The sequence below is a fragment of the Cyanobium sp. PCC 7001 genome, from assembly GCF_000155635.1.
In the GTDB taxonomy this organism is placed as follows: domain Bacteria; phylum Cyanobacteriota; class Cyanobacteriia; order PCC-6307; family Cyanobiaceae; genus NIES-981.
The window spans coordinates 1,471,637-1,489,301 of record NZ_DS990556.1; the positions used below are offsets into that span (position 1 = coordinate 1,471,637).

20 protein-coding genes and 1 tRNA gene are annotated in these 17,665 nt (G+C 68.9%); 10 read left to right on the forward strand and 11 right to left on the reverse strand.

The features are described 5' to 3' along the window. Positions 1-1,010: 1,010 nt before the first annotated feature. Positions 1,011-2,483: a glycoside hydrolase 100 family protein gene (locus CPCC7001_RS07280; RefSeq protein WP_043368762.1), complete on the forward strand. Its 1,473-nt coding sequence runs from the start codon at positions 1,011-1,013 to the stop codon at positions 2,481-2,483. A 99-nt stretch (positions 2,484-2,582) separates the two neighbouring features. On the opposite strand, the gene petD is transcribed toward CPCC7001_RS07280, so the two are convergent. Then, the gene (gene petD / locus CPCC7001_RS07285) at positions 2,583-3,065 is read right to left on the reverse strand and encodes a cytochrome b6-f complex subunit IV (RefSeq protein WP_006911783.1); all 483 of its coding nucleotides are present in this window, start codon (positions 3,063-3,065) and stop codon (positions 2,583-2,585) included. An 86-nt stretch (positions 3,066-3,151) separates the two neighbouring features. After that, entirely contained in the window at positions 3,152-3,823 is a 672-nt protein-coding gene (gene petB / locus CPCC7001_RS07290; RefSeq protein WP_006909213.1) for a cytochrome b6, read from the reverse strand. A gap of 125 nt (positions 3,824-3,948) precedes the next feature. On the opposite strand from petB, the gene ctpZ reads away from it, so the two are divergent. The 7 genes from ctpZ to CPCC7001_RS07325 all read left to right on the forward strand — a co-directional run bounded on the left by ctpZ (position 3,949) and on the right by CPCC7001_RS07325 (position 8,759). Next, on the forward strand, positions 3,949-5,151 hold the full coding sequence (gene ctpZ / locus CPCC7001_RS07295; RefSeq protein WP_043369724.1) for a carboxyl-terminal processing protease CtpZ: 1,203 nt from the start codon (positions 3,949-3,951) through the stop codon (positions 5,149-5,151). Then, complete coding sequence (locus CPCC7001_RS07300; RefSeq protein WP_006909637.1) at positions 5,148-6,389, forward strand: HD domain-containing protein; 1,242 nt, start codon at positions 5,148-5,150, stop codon at positions 6,387-6,389. The genes ctpZ and CPCC7001_RS07300 overlap by 4 nt, the downstream gene beginning before the upstream one ends. Then, positions 6,389-7,123: a septum site-determining protein MinC gene (minC, locus tag CPCC7001_RS07305; RefSeq protein WP_006909740.1), complete on the forward strand. Its 735-nt coding sequence runs from the start codon at positions 6,389-6,391 to the stop codon at positions 7,121-7,123. The genes CPCC7001_RS07300 and minC overlap by 1 nt, the downstream gene beginning before the upstream one ends. Before the next feature lie 78 nt (positions 7,124-7,201). Beyond that, complete coding sequence (minD, locus tag CPCC7001_RS07310) at positions 7,202-8,020, forward strand: septum site-determining protein MinD (protein WP_006910901.1); 819 nt, start codon at positions 7,202-7,204, stop codon at positions 8,018-8,020. 4 nt (positions 8,021-8,024) lie between these two features. Continuing rightward, positions 8,025-8,345: a cell division topological specificity factor MinE gene (gene minE, locus CPCC7001_RS07315; RefSeq protein ID WP_006910275.1), complete on the forward strand. Its 321-nt coding sequence runs from the start codon at positions 8,025-8,027 to the stop codon at positions 8,343-8,345. 50 nt (positions 8,346-8,395) lie between these two features. Next, the gene (locus CPCC7001_RS07320; RefSeq protein ID WP_006909994.1) at positions 8,396-8,638 is read left to right on the forward strand and encodes a response regulator transcription factor; all 243 of its coding nucleotides are present in this window, start codon (positions 8,396-8,398) and stop codon (positions 8,636-8,638) included. Positions 8,639-8,687: 49 nt separating this feature from the next. Beyond that, positions 8,688-8,759 (forward strand) — tRNA-Thr (locus tag CPCC7001_RS07325). Between the two features lie 44 nt (positions 8,760-8,803). Here the strand turns inward: CPCC7001_RS07325 and CPCC7001_RS07330 are convergent. The 7 genes from CPCC7001_RS07330 to CPCC7001_RS07355 all read right to left on the reverse strand — a co-directional run bounded on the left by CPCC7001_RS07330 (position 8,804) and on the right by CPCC7001_RS07355 (position 14,246). Continuing rightward, positions 8,804-9,337 (reverse strand): hypothetical protein, encoded by a 534-nt coding sequence (locus CPCC7001_RS07330; protein WP_006909240.1) that lies wholly within the window; start codon positions 9,335-9,337, stop codon positions 8,804-8,806. 170 nt (positions 9,338-9,507) lie between these two features. Beyond that, entirely contained in the window at positions 9,508-10,761 is a 1,254-nt protein-coding gene (locus CPCC7001_RS07335) for a family 10 glycosylhydrolase (protein ID WP_071778290.1), read from the reverse strand. 36 nt (positions 10,762-10,797) lie between these two features. Continuing rightward, a complete protein-coding gene (locus tag CPCC7001_RS15145; RefSeq protein WP_006910144.1) occupies positions 10,798-10,953 on the reverse strand; it encodes a hypothetical protein in 156 nt (51 codons plus the stop codon). 9 nt (positions 10,954-10,962) lie between these two features. Then, the gene (locus CPCC7001_RS07340; RefSeq protein ID WP_006909285.1) at positions 10,963-11,571 is read right to left on the reverse strand and encodes an L-threonylcarbamoyladenylate synthase; all 609 of its coding nucleotides are present in this window, start codon (positions 11,569-11,571) and stop codon (positions 10,963-10,965) included. Continuing rightward, complete coding sequence (prmC, locus tag CPCC7001_RS07345) at positions 11,568-12,437, reverse strand: peptide chain release factor N(5)-glutamine methyltransferase (RefSeq protein ID WP_006910401.1); 870 nt, start codon at positions 12,435-12,437, stop codon at positions 11,568-11,570. The genes CPCC7001_RS07340 and prmC overlap by 4 nt, the downstream gene beginning before the upstream one ends. A 101-nt stretch (positions 12,438-12,538) precedes the next feature. Further along, a complete protein-coding gene (locus tag CPCC7001_RS07350) occupies positions 12,539-13,603 on the reverse strand; it encodes a DNA-processing protein DprA (protein ID WP_006909902.1) in 1,065 nt (354 codons plus the stop codon). Positions 13,604-13,793: 190 nt separating this feature from the next. Continuing rightward, positions 13,794-14,246 (reverse strand): acyl-CoA thioesterase, encoded by a 453-nt coding sequence (locus CPCC7001_RS07355; protein ID WP_006910902.1) that lies wholly within the window; start codon positions 14,244-14,246, stop codon positions 13,794-13,796. 59 nt (positions 14,247-14,305) lie between these two features. On the opposite strand from CPCC7001_RS07355, the gene CPCC7001_RS07360 reads away from it, so the two are divergent. Next, positions 14,306-15,154, forward strand: a complete 849-nt coding sequence (locus CPCC7001_RS07360; RefSeq protein WP_006909440.1) for a universal stress protein — start codon at positions 14,306-14,308, stop codon at positions 15,152-15,154. A 116-nt stretch (positions 15,155-15,270) separates the two neighbouring features. Here the strand turns inward: CPCC7001_RS07360 and psbM are convergent, their stop codons facing one another. Together psbM and CPCC7001_RS07370 are read right to left on the reverse strand one after the other, a co-directional pair. After that, complete coding sequence (gene psbM, locus CPCC7001_RS07365) at positions 15,271-15,378, reverse strand: photosystem II reaction center protein PsbM (RefSeq protein ID WP_043368765.1); 108 nt, start codon at positions 15,376-15,378, stop codon at positions 15,271-15,273. Positions 15,379-15,452: 74 nt separating this feature from the next. Further along, a complete protein-coding gene (locus CPCC7001_RS07370) occupies positions 15,453-15,977 on the reverse strand; it encodes a 2Fe-2S iron-sulfur cluster-binding protein (protein ID WP_006909679.1) in 525 nt (174 codons plus the stop codon). A 116-nt stretch (positions 15,978-16,093) separates the two neighbouring features. Here CPCC7001_RS07370 and psbB point away from each other — a divergent pair, with 116 nt between their 5' ends. After that, positions 16,094-17,653 (forward strand): photosystem II chlorophyll-binding protein CP47, encoded by a 1,560-nt coding sequence (psbB, locus tag CPCC7001_RS07375; protein WP_043368767.1) that lies wholly within the window; start codon positions 16,094-16,096, stop codon positions 17,651-17,653. The last annotated feature ends 12 nt before the right edge of the window (positions 17,654-17,665 follow it).

Sequence of the window (17,665 nt, forward strand, 5' to 3'; positions counted from 1 at the left end):
TCCCAAGGCGAATACTCGTTTCACCTCTCGGCATATGGGGTATTAGCGGCCGTTTCCAGCCGTTATCCCCCTCCTTGGGGCAGATTCTCACGCGTTACTCACCCGTCCGCCACTCACCCGAAGGTGCGTTCGACTTGCATGTGTTAAGCACGCCGCCAGCGTTCATCCTGAGCCAGGATCAAACTCTCCGTTGTAGTCCGGTCCTCTCGAACCAGCAAAATTCCTTCCGCTGGCCCTCAACTCGGCTTGCTCACTCCCAAACTCAGCGCTGCCACACTCCAATAAGCATCGCAACACCGCTTCAGTCGTGGCCCCATTGTCTTCACAATGGTTTCAAAGAGTGCACGACCCACCAGCCGATCAACACGCAACCTGAAAAATTCTCATCCTCAAGTCCCGTCCTCATCCTCTGGCGTCCCGTGACTTTCCCAGATCTCAGATCCGGTTCGCTTCCGGCTCCAACAGACTCTTTCCATGCACAAGCGCTCCGTGATAAAGCTCTCGTCCACTCGCCTGTCAGCGCCAGTCGCTGTGTTCTTTTGACGGGACCTCACACCCCCACTGCTCGTTCGTCATCCATCCCCTCAGATCTCTCCAGCACCCACACCGCCCTCTCAGGCAGCACGCACGCTCTCCAGACCCTCAAGAACCCATGACGCAGTGGAAGCGTCAGTTCCTAAACGTTTCGGTTGTCCAGGTTCCTCCACCTCCACCCCAGTTCCCCGGAGCTCTCGGTGGACGCCGCCTTCTCAGGCGACCCAGAAAACTTACATCACCGGCAGCTCACAGCCTCGCGGCCTTCGCTCCCTCCGTAAGCCCTGCTAACCCCCTTCAGGGGCGCAGTCCAAAAGCGTAGCACCTGCAGAGGCGCATCCTTCCTGGGTGGTCGCTGTTCCCCTGAAAACCAAGAGGTGGCAGGGCATCCGGCAAGCTGGCCCTGACCACTGACCAATCCCAGCACCCTGCTTAGGGTCGAGAAACCGGCCCCTGCGGCCCTCTCCCCAACCCGGATGCCCACTCCATTCAGCCAGGAGCGCCTGCGCGTCCGGCCCAGTTCCCGCGAAGAAGCCGTGGTGGTCAGGGCTCGCGAGCACTTCGAGCGCACCCTGGTGCGGGTGCGGGGCGAACTCGTGGGCTCCGTGGCGGCGCTGGAGCACCCCCGGAAGCATGACGAGGCCAATTACGGCGAGGTGTTCCTGCGCGACAACGTGCCGGTGATGCTCTACCTGCTCCTGCAGGGGCGCTACGAGATCGTGCGCAACTTCCTGAGCGTGTGCCTGGATCTGCAGAGCACCAAGTACCAGACCCGGGGCGTCTTCCCCACCAGCTTCGTGGAGGAGGAGGGCCAGATCGTGGCCGACTACGGGCAGCGCTCCATCGGCCGCATCACCTCGGTGGACGCCAGCCTCTGGTGGCCGGTGCTCTGCTGGCTCTACGTGAAGCGCAGCAAAGACGTGGATTTCGCCACCAGCCAGCGGGTGCAGCGCGGTGTGCAGCTGCTGCTGGATCTGGTGCTCCACCCCACCTTCGAGGGCACGCCGGTGCTGTTCGTGCCGGATTGCGCCTTCATGATTGACCGCCCCATGGACGTGTGGGGAGCCCCGCTGGAGGTGGAGGTGCTGTTGTTCGGGTGCCTGCGCAGCTGCTGCAACCTGATGGAGATCGCCAAGACCAGCTCCATGAGCCGGCTGCTGGATCAGCGGCTGGTGCTGACGCGGCAGTGGCTCCACGACCTGCGTTCCTTTCTGCTGAAGCACTACTGGGTGACCAGCAAGACGATGCAGGTGCTGCGCCGGCGGCCCACGGAGCAATACGGCGATCACCAGCACGAGAACGAATTCAACGTGCAGCCCCAGGTGATCCCCCCCTGGCTGCAGGACTGGCTCGAGAACCGCGGCGGCTACCTGATCGGCAACATCCGCACCGGCCGGCCGGATTTCCGCTTTTACAGCCTCGGCAACTCCCTGGCCTGCCTGTTCGGGCTGCTCACCGCGCCGCAGCAGCGGGCCCTGTTCCGCCTGGTGCTCCACAACCGGGGCGATCTGATGGCCCAGATGCCCATGCGGATCTGCCACCCGCCGATGGAAGCCGATGAGTGGCGCAACAAGACGGGATCCGACCCCAAGAACTGGCCCTGGAGCTACCACAACGGCGGCCACTGGCCGAGCCTGCTCTGGTTCCTCGGTGGAGCCATTCTGCTGCACGAACAGTGTCACCCCCAGGCGGACGTGCTGCTGATGGGGCAGATGAAGGCCATGCTGGAGGAGTGCTACTGGAGCCAGCTCAACCAGCTGCCGCGGCAGCAGTGGGCCGAGTACTTCGATGGTCCCACCGGCACCTGGGTGGGGCAGCAGGCCCGCACCTACCAGACCTGGACCATCGTGGGCTTCCTGCTGCTGCACCACCTGCTGCGGATGAAACCGGAGGACGTGAGCCTGCTGGATCTCGATCACGATCCCTCCTCCGGGCTGCTCCACTCCTGACGAAGCGGCCCTGGCAACGAGGCGAACGGCAAGCCAACAAAAAGCCGCGACCAGGGCCGCGGCGTGAAAAGGCAGAGCTGAGTGGCGCTGGAGCCCGGATCAGAACAGGCCCAGGGTGAGCGACTTGTCGATCGGCAGCGCGGCGCCGATTCCCAGGTAAATGGTGAACACGGTTCCGAACAGGAACACGGCCATGGCCACGGGACGGCGGAAGGGGTTCTGGAACTTGTTGAAGCTCTCGATGAAGGGAACCAGCATCAGACCCAGAGGAATCATGGTCTGCAGAGCGATGCCCAGCAGCTTGTTGGGAACCACCCGGAGGATCTGGAACACCGGATAGAGGTACCACTCGGGAAGGATCTCCAGCGGGGTGGCGAAGGGATCCGCCTTGTCACCCAGCATGGCCGGATCCAGAACGGCCAGGCCGACGATGCAGCCGATGGTGCCCAGGATTACCACCGGGAACATGTAGAGCAGGTCGTTGGGCCAGGCGGGCTCGCCGTAATAGTTGTGGCCCATGCCCTTGGCCAGCTTGGCGCGAAGGGCCGGATCGGTGAGGTCAGGCTTCTTGAGGATGTGCATGGCGATGGCCGGGTGCCGTGAACGCTGATCGTGAGAGGAAGGCTAGGGAGACCGCCGAGGCGGGCGGGACTGACTGTCTCGAACAGTCACAACGGGCCGGAGATGCCCTGCTTCCGGATCATCAGGAAGTGCATGAGCATGAACACGGCCAGCAGCCAGGGCATCACGAAGGTGTGGAGGCTGTAGAAGCGCGTGAGGGTGGCCTGGCCGACGGACTCGCCGCCGCGCAGCAGTTCCACCATGAAGTCACCCACCACGGGCACGGCAGCAGGAACACCGCTCACGATCTTCACGGCCCAGTAGCCCACCTGGTCCCAGGGAAGGGAGTAGCCGGTAACGCCGAAGGACACGGTGATGACGGCCATGGTGACACCGGTGACCCAGGTGAGCTCACGGGGCCGCTTGAAGCCGCCGGTGAGGTACACGCGGAACACGTGCAGGATCAGCATCAGCACCATCATCGAGGCGCTCCAGCGGTGCACCGAGCGGATCAGCCAGCCGAAACTGACGTCGGTCATCAGGTACTGCACCGAGGCGTAGGCCTCGGCCACGGTGGGCTTGTAATAGAACGTCATCGCGAAGCCCGTCGCGAACTGGATGAGGAAGCACACCAGGGTGATCCCGCCCAGGCAATAAAAGATGTTGACGTGGGGAGGGACGTACTTGGCCGAGATGTCGTCGGCAATGGCCTGGATCTCGAGGCGCTCCTGGAACCAGTCGTAGACCGGGGACGACTTTCCAGCAGGAGTGTTCGCCATGCAGCTGGGAGGTTTGGTTGCGAGAGTCTACGCACCACCTCGAAGGCACCGTGAGCACTGAACGCCCGTGGTTCCGGCCATCCCCGTTCCCCAGTGCGGCCCCCGGGAGCAGGGTCCCCAGGACCCTGAGGGCTGTCCTGATCCTGGGGCTGGTGCTGCTGCTGGCGGCCGGCCCGGCTCTGGCCCTGAGCGATGCGCAGCAGCTGGTGGTGGAGGCGTGGCGGCTGGTGAACCAGAGCTATGTGGATCCCCAGCGCTTCGAGGCCGTGCACTGGCGGCGGCTCCGGCAGAAGGCCCTGGAACGGCCGATCTCCAGCTCCGACGACGCCTACATGGCCATCGAGGCCATGCTCGCGCCGATCGGCGACCCCTACACCCGGCTGCTGCGGCCCGATGACTACAACAATCTGCGCTCCAGCACCCAGGGCAGCGTCACCGGGGTGGGCCTGCAGATCGGCCTGCGCGACGGGGACCAGCGCGTGGTGGTGATCGCCCCGCTGGACGACTCCCCTGCCGCGGAAGCCGGGCTGACCAGCGGCACCGAACTGCTGGCGGTGGACGGCCAGCCCACCCCGGCCCTGGGCCTGGAGGGCACGGCCGCTGCCCTCAGGGGCAGCACCGGCAGCCAGGTGCTGGTGACCGTGGCCCGCTCCGGCCAGCCCGAGGAGGTGGTGCTGGAGCGCAGGCAGGTGAACCTGCGGCCGGTGCGCAGCCGGCGGCTGCGACTCGAGGGCCACACCGTGGGCTACCTGCGGATCACCCAGTTCGCCGAGCCCGTGCCGGAGCAGGTGCACCAGGCCCTCACGGATCTGGTGGATCAGGGGATCGAAGGCCTGCTGCTCGATCTGCGCAACAACTCCGGAGGCCTGGTGAGCGCCGGACTGGCGGTGGCCGACCAGCTGCTCGACCGCCAGCCGATCGTGGAGACCCAGGACCGCGATGGCCTCAGCTCGCCCGTGCAGGCGGGTGCCGGCCAGCTCTACGACGGTCCGATGCTGACGCTGGTGAATGGCGGCACGGCCAGCGCCAGCGAGATCCTTGCCGGCGCCCTGCAGGACAACGGCCGCAGCGAGCTGGCGGGCAGCCGCACCTTCGGCAAGGGCCTCATCCAGAGCCTGCTGCCCCTGAGCGACAGCAGCGGTCTGGCCATCACCGTGGCCCGGTATGTGACCCCGAGCGGGCGGGACATCCAGAACCAGGGCATCGAGCCCGAGCATCCCCTGCCGCCGCCCGAGCCGCTCAACCCCGGCGGCGACAACGATGCCTGGCTGCAGGAGGCCTCGGATCTGCTGGTGGAGCGGATCGGGCGCAACGCGCCTGAACCATGAGCAGCCGCGTCTACCACGACCCTCTGCATGGGGCGATCGAGCTGAACCGGGAGGATCCCGCCGAGGCCCTGGCCATCGACCTGATCGACACACCGCCGTTTCAGCGGCTGCGCCGCATCCGGCAGCTCGGGCCGGCCTTTCTCACCTTTCACGGCGCCGAATTCAGCCGCTTCACCCATTCGCTGGGGGTGCTGCACCTGGCACGGCTGGCCCTGGCCCAGCTGGAAGCTCAGCATCCCCATCTGGCGGAGCACCGGGGCGTGCTCTACGCCGCCGCCCTGCTGCACGACGTGGGCCATGGCCCCCTGAGCCACTCGGGGGAGGAGATGTACGGCCTGCGCCATGAGGCCTGGTCAGGCCGCCTGGTGCGGCAGCATCCGGACCTGCGGGACCTGCTCGAACGGCACCTACCAGGCAGCGCCGATGCCGTGGCCGATCTGCTGGAACACGGGCACCATCGCTGCGCGGCCATCAAGGCCCTGGTGAGCAGCCAGCTGGACTGCGACCGGCTCGACTACCTGCTGCGCGACAGCTACAGCACCGGCACCAGCTACGGCCGGCTCGACCTGCAGCGGATCCTGGCGGCCCTGACCCTGGCCCCCGACGGCAGCCTGGCGGTGCACCCCCGCGGCCTGATGGCGGTGGAGCACTACCTGGTGGTGCGCCAGCTGATGTACCGCAGCGTGTACAACCACCGGCTCAATGTGGTGTGCAACTGGCTGCTGCGACGGGTGATCGCGGTGGCGCGGCAACTGGGCCCCGCGGCCGTGTGGACCGATGGGGTGATGGCCCGCTGGCTCTGGGAGCCCGACAGCCTGGACCTGGGCACCTACCTGGCCAACGACGACCTGCGCACCGGCTATCACCTCGAGCGCTGGCTGGAGGACGGCCCCGCCGAGCTGGCCGAGCCCTGCGGCCGTCTGCTGGAACGGCGGCTGCTCAAGGCCACCGATGTGAGCCCCATCGAGCGGAGCCGCCGTCTGGAGCTGCTGGCCCAGGCCCGGCAGCTGGCCGGCGCCGCCGGTTTCGACCCCGATGGCTGCTGCGCCCTCGAGCAGCGCCAGAGCCGGGGCTACCACCCCTACGCCGGTGGCCTGCGCCTCTGGGATGGCCGGCAGTTGCAGGCCCTGGAGCAGCGTTCCCCGCTGGTGCGCAGCCTCAGCGAGCCCACGGAGCTGGCCTGGCTGATTCATCCCGGCGAGGTGGCCCCTAGGTTGCGGCGGTTGCTGCAGGCCTGATGACCGCGCCGCCGCTCAGCGCCCTGCTCCTCCCCTCCGATGGCAGCGGCGCCCCCCACCGGCTCGTGCTGCCCAGCCCCGAGGGAACCCTGGGCGCCCCCGAACTGGTGGCCGCGGCCCTGGCGAGCGCCAGCCTGCTGCAGAGCCTCCCGGCCGCCGGCGCTCTGGATCTGCATGCCGGCGCCTGGTGGCTGCCGGTGGGAGACCTGCAGGCGATGGCCCTGCAGCTCGCTCAGGCCGGCCTCTGCCTGCAGGGCCTGCTGAGCAGCAACCGGCGCACGCTGGTGGCCGGTGCGGCCCTGGGCCTGGAGGTCAGGCTTCCGCCGGCGGCATCTCCAGAGCCTGAACCGGCCCCGGCCTGGCCCGCCACCGAGGCGGAGGTCACCGTAGCGCCCCTGACCCTGCATCGCGGCACCCTGCGGTCGGGCGACCATCTGCAGGTGGAGGGATCCGTGCTGCTGCTGGGGGATGTGAACCCCGGCGCCCGGGTGAGCGCCAGCGGCCACGTGCTGGTGTGGGGCCGGCTGCGGGGCACGGCCCATGCCGGTTGCCGCGGCGACGGTGGGGCCCGGATCGTGGCCCTGCAGCTGCGGCCCCTGCAGCTGCGGATCGCCGCTGCCGTGGCCCGTGGGCCCCAGGGATCACCGCCGCCGGGGCTGGCGGAGCAGGCCAGCCTGGTGGATGGAGCCATCCGTCTCGAACCCGCGCCGCCCCACTGGCCCCTCAGCGACTGATCCTTGCCGCACCCGGGGCGATCGGATCGGGCCCGCAGCGGGATTTGGCCTTAGCCTTCCCCGACCTCAGCCAGTGCCGTGCCAGCCGCGTCCACCCGCTACATCCTGATCTGCTCCGGCAAGGGGGGCGTGGGCAAGACCACGCTCACCGCCAACCTGGGCATCGCCCTGGCCAAGCAGGGGGCGCGAACCGCGGTGCTGGACGCCGATTTCGGTCTGCGCAACCTCGATCTGCTGCTGGGGCTGGAGAACCGGATCGTCTACACCGCCCAGGACGTGCTGTCCGAGTCCTGCCGGCTGGAGCAGGCCCTGGTGAAGCACAAACAGGAGCCCAATCTGGCCCTGCTCCCCGCCGGCAATCCCCGCATGCTCGAGTGGCTCAAGCCCGACGACATGCGCAAGATCGCGGCGATGGTGGGGGACAGCTTCGACTTCGTGCTGATCGACGCGCCGGCCGGCATCGAGGGGGGCTTCCGCAATGCCATGGCGGCGGCCCGGGAGGCCATCGTGGTCACCACCCCGGAAGTGTCCGCGGTGCGCGATGCCGACCGGGTGATCGGGCTGCTCAACACCGAGGGGGTGAAACCGATCCAGCTGGTGCTCAACCGGGTGCGGCCCAAGATGATGGCCAACCAGGAGATGCTGGCCGTGGATGACGTGACGGACATCCTGGCCCTTCCTCTGCTGGGGCTGGTGCTGGAGGACGAACAGGTGATCGTGTCCACCAACCGCGGCGAGCCCCTCACCCTCTCCGACACGCAGTCGCCTGCCAGCCGGGCCTACACCAACGTGGCCCGCCGACTGCGCGGTGAAGCGGTGCCACTGATCGATCCCTCCAAGGAACGCCAGGGGCTGCGGGCCAAGATCGGCCGCCTGATGCACACCAAGATCTTCTGAGCCGATGACGCTGCGTGATCTGATCAACAAGTTGCTGGGGCGGGAGCCGGCCAGCGCCACCACCGCCAAGCAGCGGCTGCAGCTGGTGCTGGCCCACGACCGCAGTGACCTCAACCCCGAGCTGCTCCAGCAGATGCGCCGCGAGATCCTGGAGGTGGTGAGCCGCTACGTGGAGATCGACCTCGAGGAGGGGGATGTGAGCCTGGAGACGGAGGATCGGGTGACCGCGCTGGTGGCCAACCTGCCGATCAAGGGCACACGCCCCCTGATGTCGGGGATGTCCGCCTCCGGCGGTGCGACGGTACCCCCCGGCACGCGTCCCTGAAGCGGCTGTGGCAAGCCTGTGGTGCACCCACCAGGCTCCCCGGGTTCCCCATGGCCCAGCCCCTCAGCTCCTCACCAGGTTCCACCTCATCCGCCCTGGCCCTACGACCGGTGGCCACCCCGGCCGAAGCCCGGGTGCTTGGTCTGGTGTGCCGGGGTCACAGCAACCGCGACATCGCCACGGCCCTTGTGGTGAGCGTGCGCACGGTGGAGAGCCACATCTCCAGCCTGCTGGCCAAGACCGGTTGCCGAAACCGCACCCAGCTGCTGATCTGGGCCCTCACCGCCGAGTAGTTTGTCGCCGTGGCCCCGTCGACGACGCGATCGCGGTGAGTCACCACCAGCCGGCTTAGCTCAGCGGTAGAGCAGCGCTTTTGTAAAGCGAAGGCCATCGGTTCAAATCCGTTAGCCGGCTCTCTCCTGGCCATCGGCAGGGAGCGCTCCCAGTGGCGGCGGCGCTCAGAAAATCCCCATCAGACCCTCCTTCACCTGGATCTGAACGGGTTCGTCGTAGGTGTCCAGCTTCACGTCGGTCTCCACCTTCAGCGGCTCCGGAGTGTCCACCTTCACGTCACCCTCCACCTGCACGGGCAGGGTGTCTTCGGCCTTGACCGCCACCGAACCCTGCACCGGCAGCGGTGTGCCGGCCTTCACCTCCACGGGGCTGGTGACCACCACCCGCGGCTGCCCGGTGATGGGAATCGGCTTGGAGGCATCGACCCCCACGGTGCCCTTCACGGTGAGCAGCTCCTTGGCGGAGATCTCGATGGCGCGGTTGAGCTGTTCCACATGAATCGGCTTGGCCAGCTCGTCCACCTGGGCCTTCACGGCCAGGGGCTGGTCCAATGGCATGGCCAGGCGGATGGGGATGGGGCGACTCAGTACCCGGAGCAGCACGCCCCCCAGCACGATGGAGGAGAGCACCAGGGCGCAGGGCCAGCGCAGGACCAGCAGCACCTTGAACCAGGGCGCGTCATCGATGGCGGCAGACATGGATTCAGGAGATCACGACCACCGCAGGGAGCACGGGCATGCCACCCCTGCGGCCGTCGGCATTCAAACGGAGCTGGGTCTCCCTGGCTCGGCACACCCGGAAGGCCACACAAGCTGCTGGCTTCGGCGTGGCTTCGACGGCCCTGCCCTGGCTGCCTGCCATGGCAGCCTCAGCCCCCGGGGGCCGGGGCGGGCAGCGGCGGTGGCGGCAGGGGAGGGGCCGTGGCGGGTCGTTGAGGCGGGCTGACCTGGGGCGCTGCCGCAACGCGGCGCGGCGCCGGTGCCGCGAACCAGCGGCCCAGGGCGGCCTTGCGCTGCTCGGGCGGTTCCGGCCCCAGGTTCCACAGACTCTCGAAGTAGAAGAAGGCCACCCCCAGACCCTGCCCCCGGTTGGCCCTCACCTTCTCCTCCAGCAGGGGCATGGCCGTGGGACGGTTGCGTTGGCCGCTCATGATCGCGATGGCCGTGGGGATCTTGCGGCGGGCCTCCTGCACTTCGGAGCTGGAGAGGTGGGGCAGATAGCTGGCCAGATCCGGCCGGTAGATCTGCACGAGCAGTTCATCGGCCACCCCTTTGCGCACCCAGGCCAGCCAGTCCTGCAGTTGCAGCTTGTAGGCGAAGTTGTAGTAGTTCGGCGACACCGAGATCACGGCACGGGGCTGGATGGCCCTGACCCGCTTGCTGAGACCGTCCATGAATGCCGTGATCTTGTCCGCCCGCCATTTCACCCAGGCCCCGTCCGCCGGGTTGGCCGGTGGCGGCTTGCCCGTTTCCCGGCGGTAGAGCGCCACGGTGAACGGGTCGTAACCGAACTCCCTGGGCAGGCTCATGTGGTCATCGAACTGGATGCCATCGGCGCCGTAGCGGCCCACCACCTCGAGCACGAGATCGGTGATCAGCTGCTGCACCTCCGGCCGGAAGGGGTTGAGCCAGGCCACCTCACCGGCGGCGCTGATCGAGGTGAGCCCCCCATCCTGTTTGCGGGTGAGCCAGTCGGGATGGCGCCGGGCCAGGGTGGAGTCCTTGGGGGCCATGAAGCCGAACTCGAACCAGGGGATCACCAGGAGTCCCTGCCGCCGCCCCTCGGCGATCAGTTCCCCGATCACGTCCTGCCCCTGGAGCCCGCGGTAGGTGAAGTGCTGCAGCTGGCGATCCTGCACCACCTGGCTGGGGTAGTACGCCATGCCGCCGTTCCACACCACCGGGTAGAGCGTGTTGAACCGCAGGGCGACTAGGTCGGCCACGGCGGCCTGCATCTGCTCCCGATCCCGCAGCACCGGCATGTCATTGGCGGTGAGCCATACCCCGCGCAGCTCGGGGCTGGACTGCTGGGCTGAAGCCGGGGCGCCCATCTGCCCCAGCAGGGTGGCCGCCCAGGTGGACACCGCGAGCAGCACAGCCAGCAGGCGAAGACGACGACGCAACTGGGGCCTGGGCAGCGGCGCAAAACCTAAACCGCTTCAACGCCGGCCTGCCAGCAGCCAGATCAGCACCAGCAGGGGAAGCAGAGGCAGCCAGCCGCCCTGGGACACCTGGGTGAGGGCCCCGATCAGCGGGGTCGCCATCCAGTGGTAGAGGGCCATCGTGACGGCCAGCGCCAGAAGCAGTACCGCCATGGTGAAACCTCAGGGAGCGATGCCTGGGGGCATCACAGCGCCGGCCCGCAACACCTGCCAGGTTCCCGATGCCGACCAGGCCAGAACGGTGCTGGCCACTCCGGCGGCCCCTGGCCAAGGCAGAGGGCCCAATAGCGGCAACCGGGGGAAGTAGGCGCCCGCCTCGGCCGCGGTGGTGGCCGCCGGCCGGCCCGAGGGATTGGCACTGGTGGTGGCCAGGGGGCCGCTGAGGCGGAGCAGGGCCCGGGCCTGCTCGCAGGCGGGGATCCGCAGCCCCAGGCTGCCGCGTCCGGGATTGAGAGCGGCCGCCACGGGCCCGGAAGCCGGCAGCACCAGGGTGAGCGCCCCCGGCCAGCCCTGGTGGCCCAGGTGGAGCCACTCCTGCCGCCAGGGGCCGCCCAGCAGCGGCAGGAGCTGCTCGAGGTCCGCACCCATCAGGATCAGGGGCTTCTCGGCCGGCCGGCTCTTGAGGGTCCAGATCTGGTCGGCATGGTCCGGACAGGCGGCCAGCGCGGGCAAGGTATCGGTGGGGAGCAGGGCAGCCTCACCACCGCGCAGCCGCTCCGCCAGCTGGAGCGGGGAGCAGACCAGGGACTCGAAGCGGTGTTCAGTGCTCACGGCGTGCTGGAGGGAGGCCTGCGGGCCGAGGCGAAGCGATTGACATTCTCGAGGTCGCGGTGGGCCTGCACCTCGATCAGACCCGCCGCCGCCAGGAGGCAGGACACCCGCTCGCTCTGGTCGTGGTGGTGCTCCAGCAGCAGCAGACCGCCCGGGGCCAGTCCTGTCGCCGCACCAGCGACGACGGCACGGATGGCGTCCAGGCCGTCGCTCCCGGCCTCGAGTGCCAGGCGAGGTTCGTGGTCCCGCACCACGGGCTCCAGGTCGGTCCAGACGGCGGTGGGGATGTAGGGCGGGTTGGCCAGCGCCAGCTGCACCGAACCCCTCCAGGGCTTGAGGGGCTCCCACCAGCTGCCCTGCAGCAAGCGCACCTGGCCAGCCCGCTCGAACGCCTGCAGATTGGTGCCGGCCTGGTTGAGCGCCTCCGCACTCAGGTCCACTGCCAGTCCCTGGGCCTCGGGCCACAGGCGCGCCAGGGCCACCGCCAGACAGCCGGAACCGGTGCCCAGGTCGGCCCAGAGTGCCGGAGGACGGGAGCAAAGCTCCAGAGCCAGATCCACCAGCAGCTCCGTCTCCTGGCGGGGGATCAGCACACCCGGGCCCACCTGCAGGTCCACATCACGCCAGGGGCACAGACCCACCAGATACTGCAGGGGTTCGGCGGTCTGGAGGTGCCGGTGCCAGAGCTGCTCGATCTGGGCGGGCGCCCGGTTCAGCCGCACGGGCGCAGAGGGATCGAGGCGCAGGCGCTGCAGCTGGGTCCAGGGCAGACCGGAGCCGACGTCCAGCAGCCAGTCGAAGTCGGCGGGCCGGCCGCCCTCCGCCAGGCAGCGGCGCCGCCATGTGAGCAGGGCCTCGGCGCTCATGCTGTGCGCGGCGGTCTCGCCCCGGTCGGGGCTGACAGCTCCTGCCGCCGGATTGGCTGGCCCCTGCATCCGCCCAGGCCCCCCTGCCATCAGATTTGACCTTAAAGCCGGCGCCAGCACAGGCCTGGTTCCGCCTGCACCAGGCCAGCCAGCTCCAGGGCCAGCAGGCGTGTGGCCACCTGGGCGGCGGGTTGCTCCAGGGCCAGGCAGAGCTGCTCCAGGGAGGCACCTCCCTCCAGGCTTTGGAGCAGGGCGGCATCGGCCTCGCTGGCGGCCCCCCGGGAGCGACCAGCTGCGGAGGCCACGGGCCGGGGGCCGGGGCCGAGCTGCCGGATCAGATCATCGGCGTCCAGCAGGGCCGAGGCCCCCTGGGTCAGCAACCGGTTGCTGCCGCGGGCCGAGAGCCGGCCGGCGTCGGCCGGAACCACCCAGAGCGGCAGCTGGCTGTGCCAGGCCAGCCGGGCCGAATGCAGCGCTCCGCTCGACTCCGGGCATTCCACCACCACCACGGCGCGGGCCAGGGCCACCTGCAGGCGGTTGCGGGCGGCGAAATGGCCAGGACGCACCGCCGCGCCGGCCGGCTGCTCGCTCACCAGCAACCCCCGCTCACCCACCTGGCGCTGCAGGCTGCCGTGATGGCGGGGATAGACCCGCTCCAGGGGCGTACCCAGCACAGCCACCGGCACGCCGCCCGCCGCCAGACAGCCGCGATGGGCCGCCGCGTCGATCCCCTCCGCCAGGCCGCTCACCACCGGCCAACCCGCCCGGGCCAGGGCGGCACCCAGGGCCTCGGCCGCGGCCACGCCGTGGCGCGAAGGCCGGCGTGTGCCCACGATCGCCACCCCCCGGCGGCGGGCCAGCAGCGGCCAGAGGGCCCCATGGCCCTGCCAGCGGAGCGCCAGCGGCGGCCGCTCCAGGCCGGCCATCGCCGCTGGATAGCAGGGATCGCCCGGCAGCAGCACGCGGCGCTCCGAGGCCAGCAGCCGCCGCAGCAGCGCCGGCGGAGCCGATCCGCCGAAGGGTTCGGGGCCCCACTGCCGGCGGAAGCCGGCCAGGCGCTGCAGCCAGGCACCTCCCAGCCCCTGCCGGGCCTCGAAGGCCTCCAGCGGGGCCTGCCAGGCCTCGGCCAGATCTCCGAAGCCCGCCTCGATGGCCTGAAGCCGCACCCATCCCACCCCTGGACATGCCGCCCACAGCAACCACCAGCGCCGCCGAACCCGCGACCAGCCATGGGCACCCCCTGCGCCATGCCCTGCCTGCCGAGCGGCCAGCGGCGTTGGCAGCGGCGTTGGCAGCGGCGTTGGCAGCGGCAAGCGCAGCACCCGTCCCATGGTGATCAGTACATTTGTACTGATCCTAAGGCGGTCCGTGGCGCAGGGCCTCCACCGCCGCCGCGAGATCCGGGGGCAACCGCCGCAGCACCCGCCGCCGGTCAGGCCCGGCCGAGCCGTCGAGCAGCACCAGATCGACCTGGGCCTCGGCCGCCACGGCCCCATCCGGCGCCACGAAACGGCTGTGCCAGGGCAGCTTGAGCCCCCGGCGGGGCAGCACCACGCTGCGCACCTGCACCACATCGCCGTGGAAGAGCGCCTGGCGGTAGCTGATGGACAGCCCCACCACCGGCAACTCCAGGCCCCGGGCGGAGAGGTCGCTGTAGGCCAGCCCTGCGGCTTCCAGGGCCTGCACCCGGGCTTCCTCCATCCATGCCACGTAGGCCCCATGCCACATCACCCCCGCGTGGTCGGTGTGCTGCGGCAGGACACGACGTTCCAGCAGCCAGCTGCGGGGCTCCTCCATCACGGTCTGCATGCCAGGAGCCTCAGGCCTCACAAACCGCCATAGGCTGCCGGATAGCCCGCTGCCGTTCCGTGTTTCGCAACGTTCTGATCGCCGACTCAGGCAAAGGCCACGTGGAGGAGATGGTGCGGATGCTCCGCGAGATCTCCGTGGTGCGTGAGGCCCGCCTGAACCTGTTGCACGTGGTGCCCGAGCAGGCCGGCGAGGACTTTCAGGAGCACTGGCAGGAAGCGGCCGGCATCGTGGCTGCCGCCGTCGGGCGCCTCAGGCTCGATCCGAGCGAGATCAACACCATCATCCGCCAGGGCGACACCAAGCAGACGGTGCTCAAGGTGGCGGAGGAACTCAACGCCGATCTGATCGTGATGGGGTCCAGGGGCCTGAGCCGCCTGCAGTCCATCCTCAGCAACAGCGCCAGTCAGTACGTGTTCCAGCTCTCCACCCGGCCGATGCTGCTGGTGCGGGACGACCTCTACGTGCGCCACATCAACAAGCTGATGGTGGCGGTGGATGGCACCGGCGTGGGCGACGACGCCCTGCGGCTGGCCTGTGAACTGGTGCGGGAGATTCCGGGCGGCACCCTCACGGGCATCCACGTGACCCGCCAGGACATCACCCCCTCCCGAGGCGGCAAGTCACCGGCGGATGAGGTGCTGGAGCGGGCCGTGCAGAGGGCGCGCAGCCTGGGGGTGACCCTGCAACCGGTGCACCGCACCGGCGATGTGGGTCGCACCGTGTGCGCGGCAGCCGAGGAACTCAAGAGTGATCTGGTGGTGATTGCCTCGCAGGACCGCCGCCCCGTGGTGGCCAAGGCCCTCGTGGATCTCGACCGGCTGCTGGGAAGTTCCGTAAGCGATTACATCCGCGTCCACGCTCCGGCACCGGTGCTTCTGGTGCGGGAACCGGAAGGCCGGAGGTGAGGCCGAACAGCCGCAGGTGCACTCCCTAGCTGGCTGGGAAGCTGGCTGGGCCTCCTGTGGAGTGCCCCTCAGCCAAGCTGCCGGGAGCACGTGGGGGCCGGACGCTGAGAGCTGATTCAGCCCCTCTGGCGGCTGCTGGTCTGGATGTACAGCACCAGCAGAAACACGGTTGGAACCAGAACGAACATCAGGCTGGCCACGAAGCCGAGGTCGTTGGTTTCCATAGCGAAACTGAAGGTGTCCGGAGGGTATCACCGGGGTTCCGGCAGCTTTTCCGCCCCTTCACCGCTCGTAGCGCTCAGCCGGCATCCGGCGACTCGGTCACGGGCGCCACGCCACCGGGAGCCCTGTCAACCTCCTCGGCGCCCTCTGACGCGCCCTCCGACGCACCGTCTGCGTCTGCCTCGTCCTCCGACCCGTCCGCGGCAGGCACAGGCGGGGCCGGCCATTGCGTGGGCCCGGGCGGCAGGGGGGAGGCCATCGCGGCCACCAGGCGCGTGTCCTTGTCGGCCAGCCCCACCTGCGGCCGGGTGAGCACCACCAACGACTGCTGCACCAGGGCCTGACAGGCCAGGCGCCAGTGGCCCGGCCTTCGCTTCAGCTTCTGATCCTCCACGGGCGTGCGGCCGCTGAGGGCCTGGCCGGGCGTGCCCTCCGGGATCTCCACGAAGCAGGTGATGCACTGGCCGCACCCGCCGCAGTTGCCGAGGGTTCCCTTGAGGCCATAGAGCTGCACGCCTTCCCGCAGGGCCACCTCCCGCAGGTTCTCACCCGGGTAGCACTCCACGTCGCGGTCCTCCCGCACGAATCGGATCACCGGCATGGATGCAGACGCAGCGCCTCACCATTCTGAGGCGCGCCGTTGCGGTCCGTAACCTGCACCGCCACGATGCCAGTCACGCCCTTACGATCGCCCAACCCACCCCAGAACTACCCCCCATGGGATTGCCCTGGTATCGGGTGCACACGGTCGTGATCAACGACCCGGGCCGATTGCTCGCCGTGCACCTCATGCACACTGCGCTGGTGGCCGGCTGGGCCGGCTCCATGGCGCTCTACGAGCTCGCGATTTTCGATCCGTCCGACCCGGTGCTCAACCCGATGTGGCGCCAGGGCATGTTCGTGATGCCCTTCATGGCCCGTCTGGGGGTCACGGGCAGCTGGGGCGGCTGGAGCATCACCGGTGAAACCGGCGTGGACCCCGGCTTCTGGAGCTTCGAAGGGGTCGCCGCCGCCCACATCATCCTCAGCGGGCTGCTGTTCCTGGCCGCCATCTGGCACTGGACCTACTGGGATCTGGAGATCTGGCAGGACCCCCGCACCGGCGAGCCGGCCCTCGACCTGCCCAAGATCTTCGGCATCCACCTGCTTCTCGCGGGCCTGGCCTGCTTCGGATTCGGCGCCTTCCACCTCACCGGCGTGTTCGGCCCCGGCATGTGGGTGAGCGACCCCTACGGCCTCACCGGCCATCTCGAGCCGGTGCAGCCGTCCTGGGGGCCTGAGGGCTTCAACCCCTTCAATCCGGGCGGCATCGTGGCCCACCACATCGCCGCCGGCATCGTGGGCATCATCGCCGGCATCTTCCACATCACCACCCGTCCTCCCGAGCGCCTCTACAAGGCCCTGCGGATGGGCAACATCGAAACCGTGCTGGCCTCGGCGATCGCCGCCGTGTTCTTCGCCGCCTTCGTTGTGGCCGGCACCATGTGGTACGGCGCCGCCGCCACTCCGGTGGAACTCTTCGGCCCCACCCGCTACCAGTGGGATCAGGGCTACTTCAAGGCTGAGATCAACCGCCGGGTGCAGACCGCTCTTGACAACGGAGCCACCAAGGAGCAGGCCTACAGCTCCATCCCCGAAAAGCTCGCCTTCTTCGACTACGTGGGCAACAGCCCGGCCAAGGGCGGTCTCTTCCGGGTCGGCCCGATGGTGAACGGCGACGGCCTCCCCACCGGCTGGATCGGCCACATCGCCTTCACTGACAAGGAGGGTCGCGACCTCGAGGTGCGCCGTCTCCCCAACTTCTTCGAGAATTTCCCGGTGGTCCTCGAGGATCAGAACGGCATCGTCCGCGCTGACATTCCCTTCCGTCGGGCCGAGGCCAAGTACTCCTTCGAGCAGACCGGCATCACGGCCACCGTCTACGGCGGTGCCCTGAACGGCCAGACCTTCACCGATCCGGCTGACGTCAAGCGTCTCGCCCGTAAGGCCCAGCTGGGTGAGGCCTTCGAATTCGACCGCGAGACTTACCACTCCGACGGCACCTTCCGCAGCTCCCCGCGTGGCTGGTTCACCTTCGGCCACGCCACCTTTGCCCTGCTCTTCTTCTTCGGGCACATCTGGCACGGCGCCCGCACCCTGTACCGGGATGTGTTCGCCGGCATCGACCCCGATCTGGGCGAGCAGGTGGAGTTCGGTCTGTTCCAGAAGCTCGGCGACAAGTCCACCCGCCGTCTGCCGGAGGGATACGTCCCCCCAGCCGGCTCCACCCTCAGCTGACCCGGGAGATTC

Coding starts and splice junctions, on each gene's coding strand:
- petD (WP_006911783.1), bottom strand. CDS start 3,065: ATGCACATCCTCAAGAAGCCTGACCTCACCGATCCGGCCCTTCGCGCC.
- prmC (WP_006910401.1), bottom strand. CDS start 12,437: ATGAGCGCCGAGGCCCTGCTCACATGGCGGCGCCGCTGCCTGGCGGAG.
- CPCC7001_RS15145 (WP_006910144.1), bottom strand. CDS start 10,953: ATGGCGGTACTGCTTCTGGCGCTGGCCGTCACGATGGCCCTCTACCAC.
- petB (WP_006909213.1), bottom strand. CDS start 3,823: ATGGCGAACACTCCTGCTGGAAAGTCGTCCCCGGTCTACGACTGGTTC.
- CPCC7001_RS07355 (WP_006910902.1), bottom strand. CDS start 14,246: ATGCAGACCGTGATGGAGGAGCCCCGCAGCTGGCTGCTGGAACGTCGT.
- CPCC7001_RS07300 (WP_006909637.1), top strand. CDS start 5,148: ATGAGCAGCCGCGTCTACCACGACCCTCTGCATGGGGCGATCGAGCTG.
- CPCC7001_RS07330 (WP_006909240.1), bottom strand. CDS start 9,337: ATGTCTGCCGCCATCGATGACGCGCCCTGGTTCAAGGTGCTGCTGGTC.
- CPCC7001_RS07370 (WP_006909679.1), bottom strand. CDS start 15,977: ATGCCGGTGATCCGATTCGTGCGGGAGGACCGCGACGTGGAGTGCTAC.
- psbM (WP_043368765.1), bottom strand. CDS start 15,378: ATGGAAACCAACGACCTCGGCTTCGTGGCCAGCCTGATGTTCGTTCTG.
- CPCC7001_RS07320 (WP_006909994.1), top strand. CDS start 8,396: ATGGCCCAGCCCCTCAGCTCCTCACCAGGTTCCACCTCATCCGCCCTG.
- minE (WP_006910275.1), top strand. CDS start 8,025: ATGACGCTGCGTGATCTGATCAACAAGTTGCTGGGGCGGGAGCCGGCC.
- minC (WP_006909740.1), top strand. CDS start 6,389: ATGACCGCGCCGCCGCTCAGCGCCCTGCTCCTCCCCTCCGATGGCAGC.
- psbB (WP_043368767.1), top strand. CDS start 16,094: ATGGGATTGCCCTGGTATCGGGTGCACACGGTCGTGATCAACGACCCG.
- CPCC7001_RS07280 (WP_043368762.1), top strand. CDS start 1,011: ATGCCCACTCCATTCAGCCAGGAGCGCCTGCGCGTCCGGCCCAGTTCC.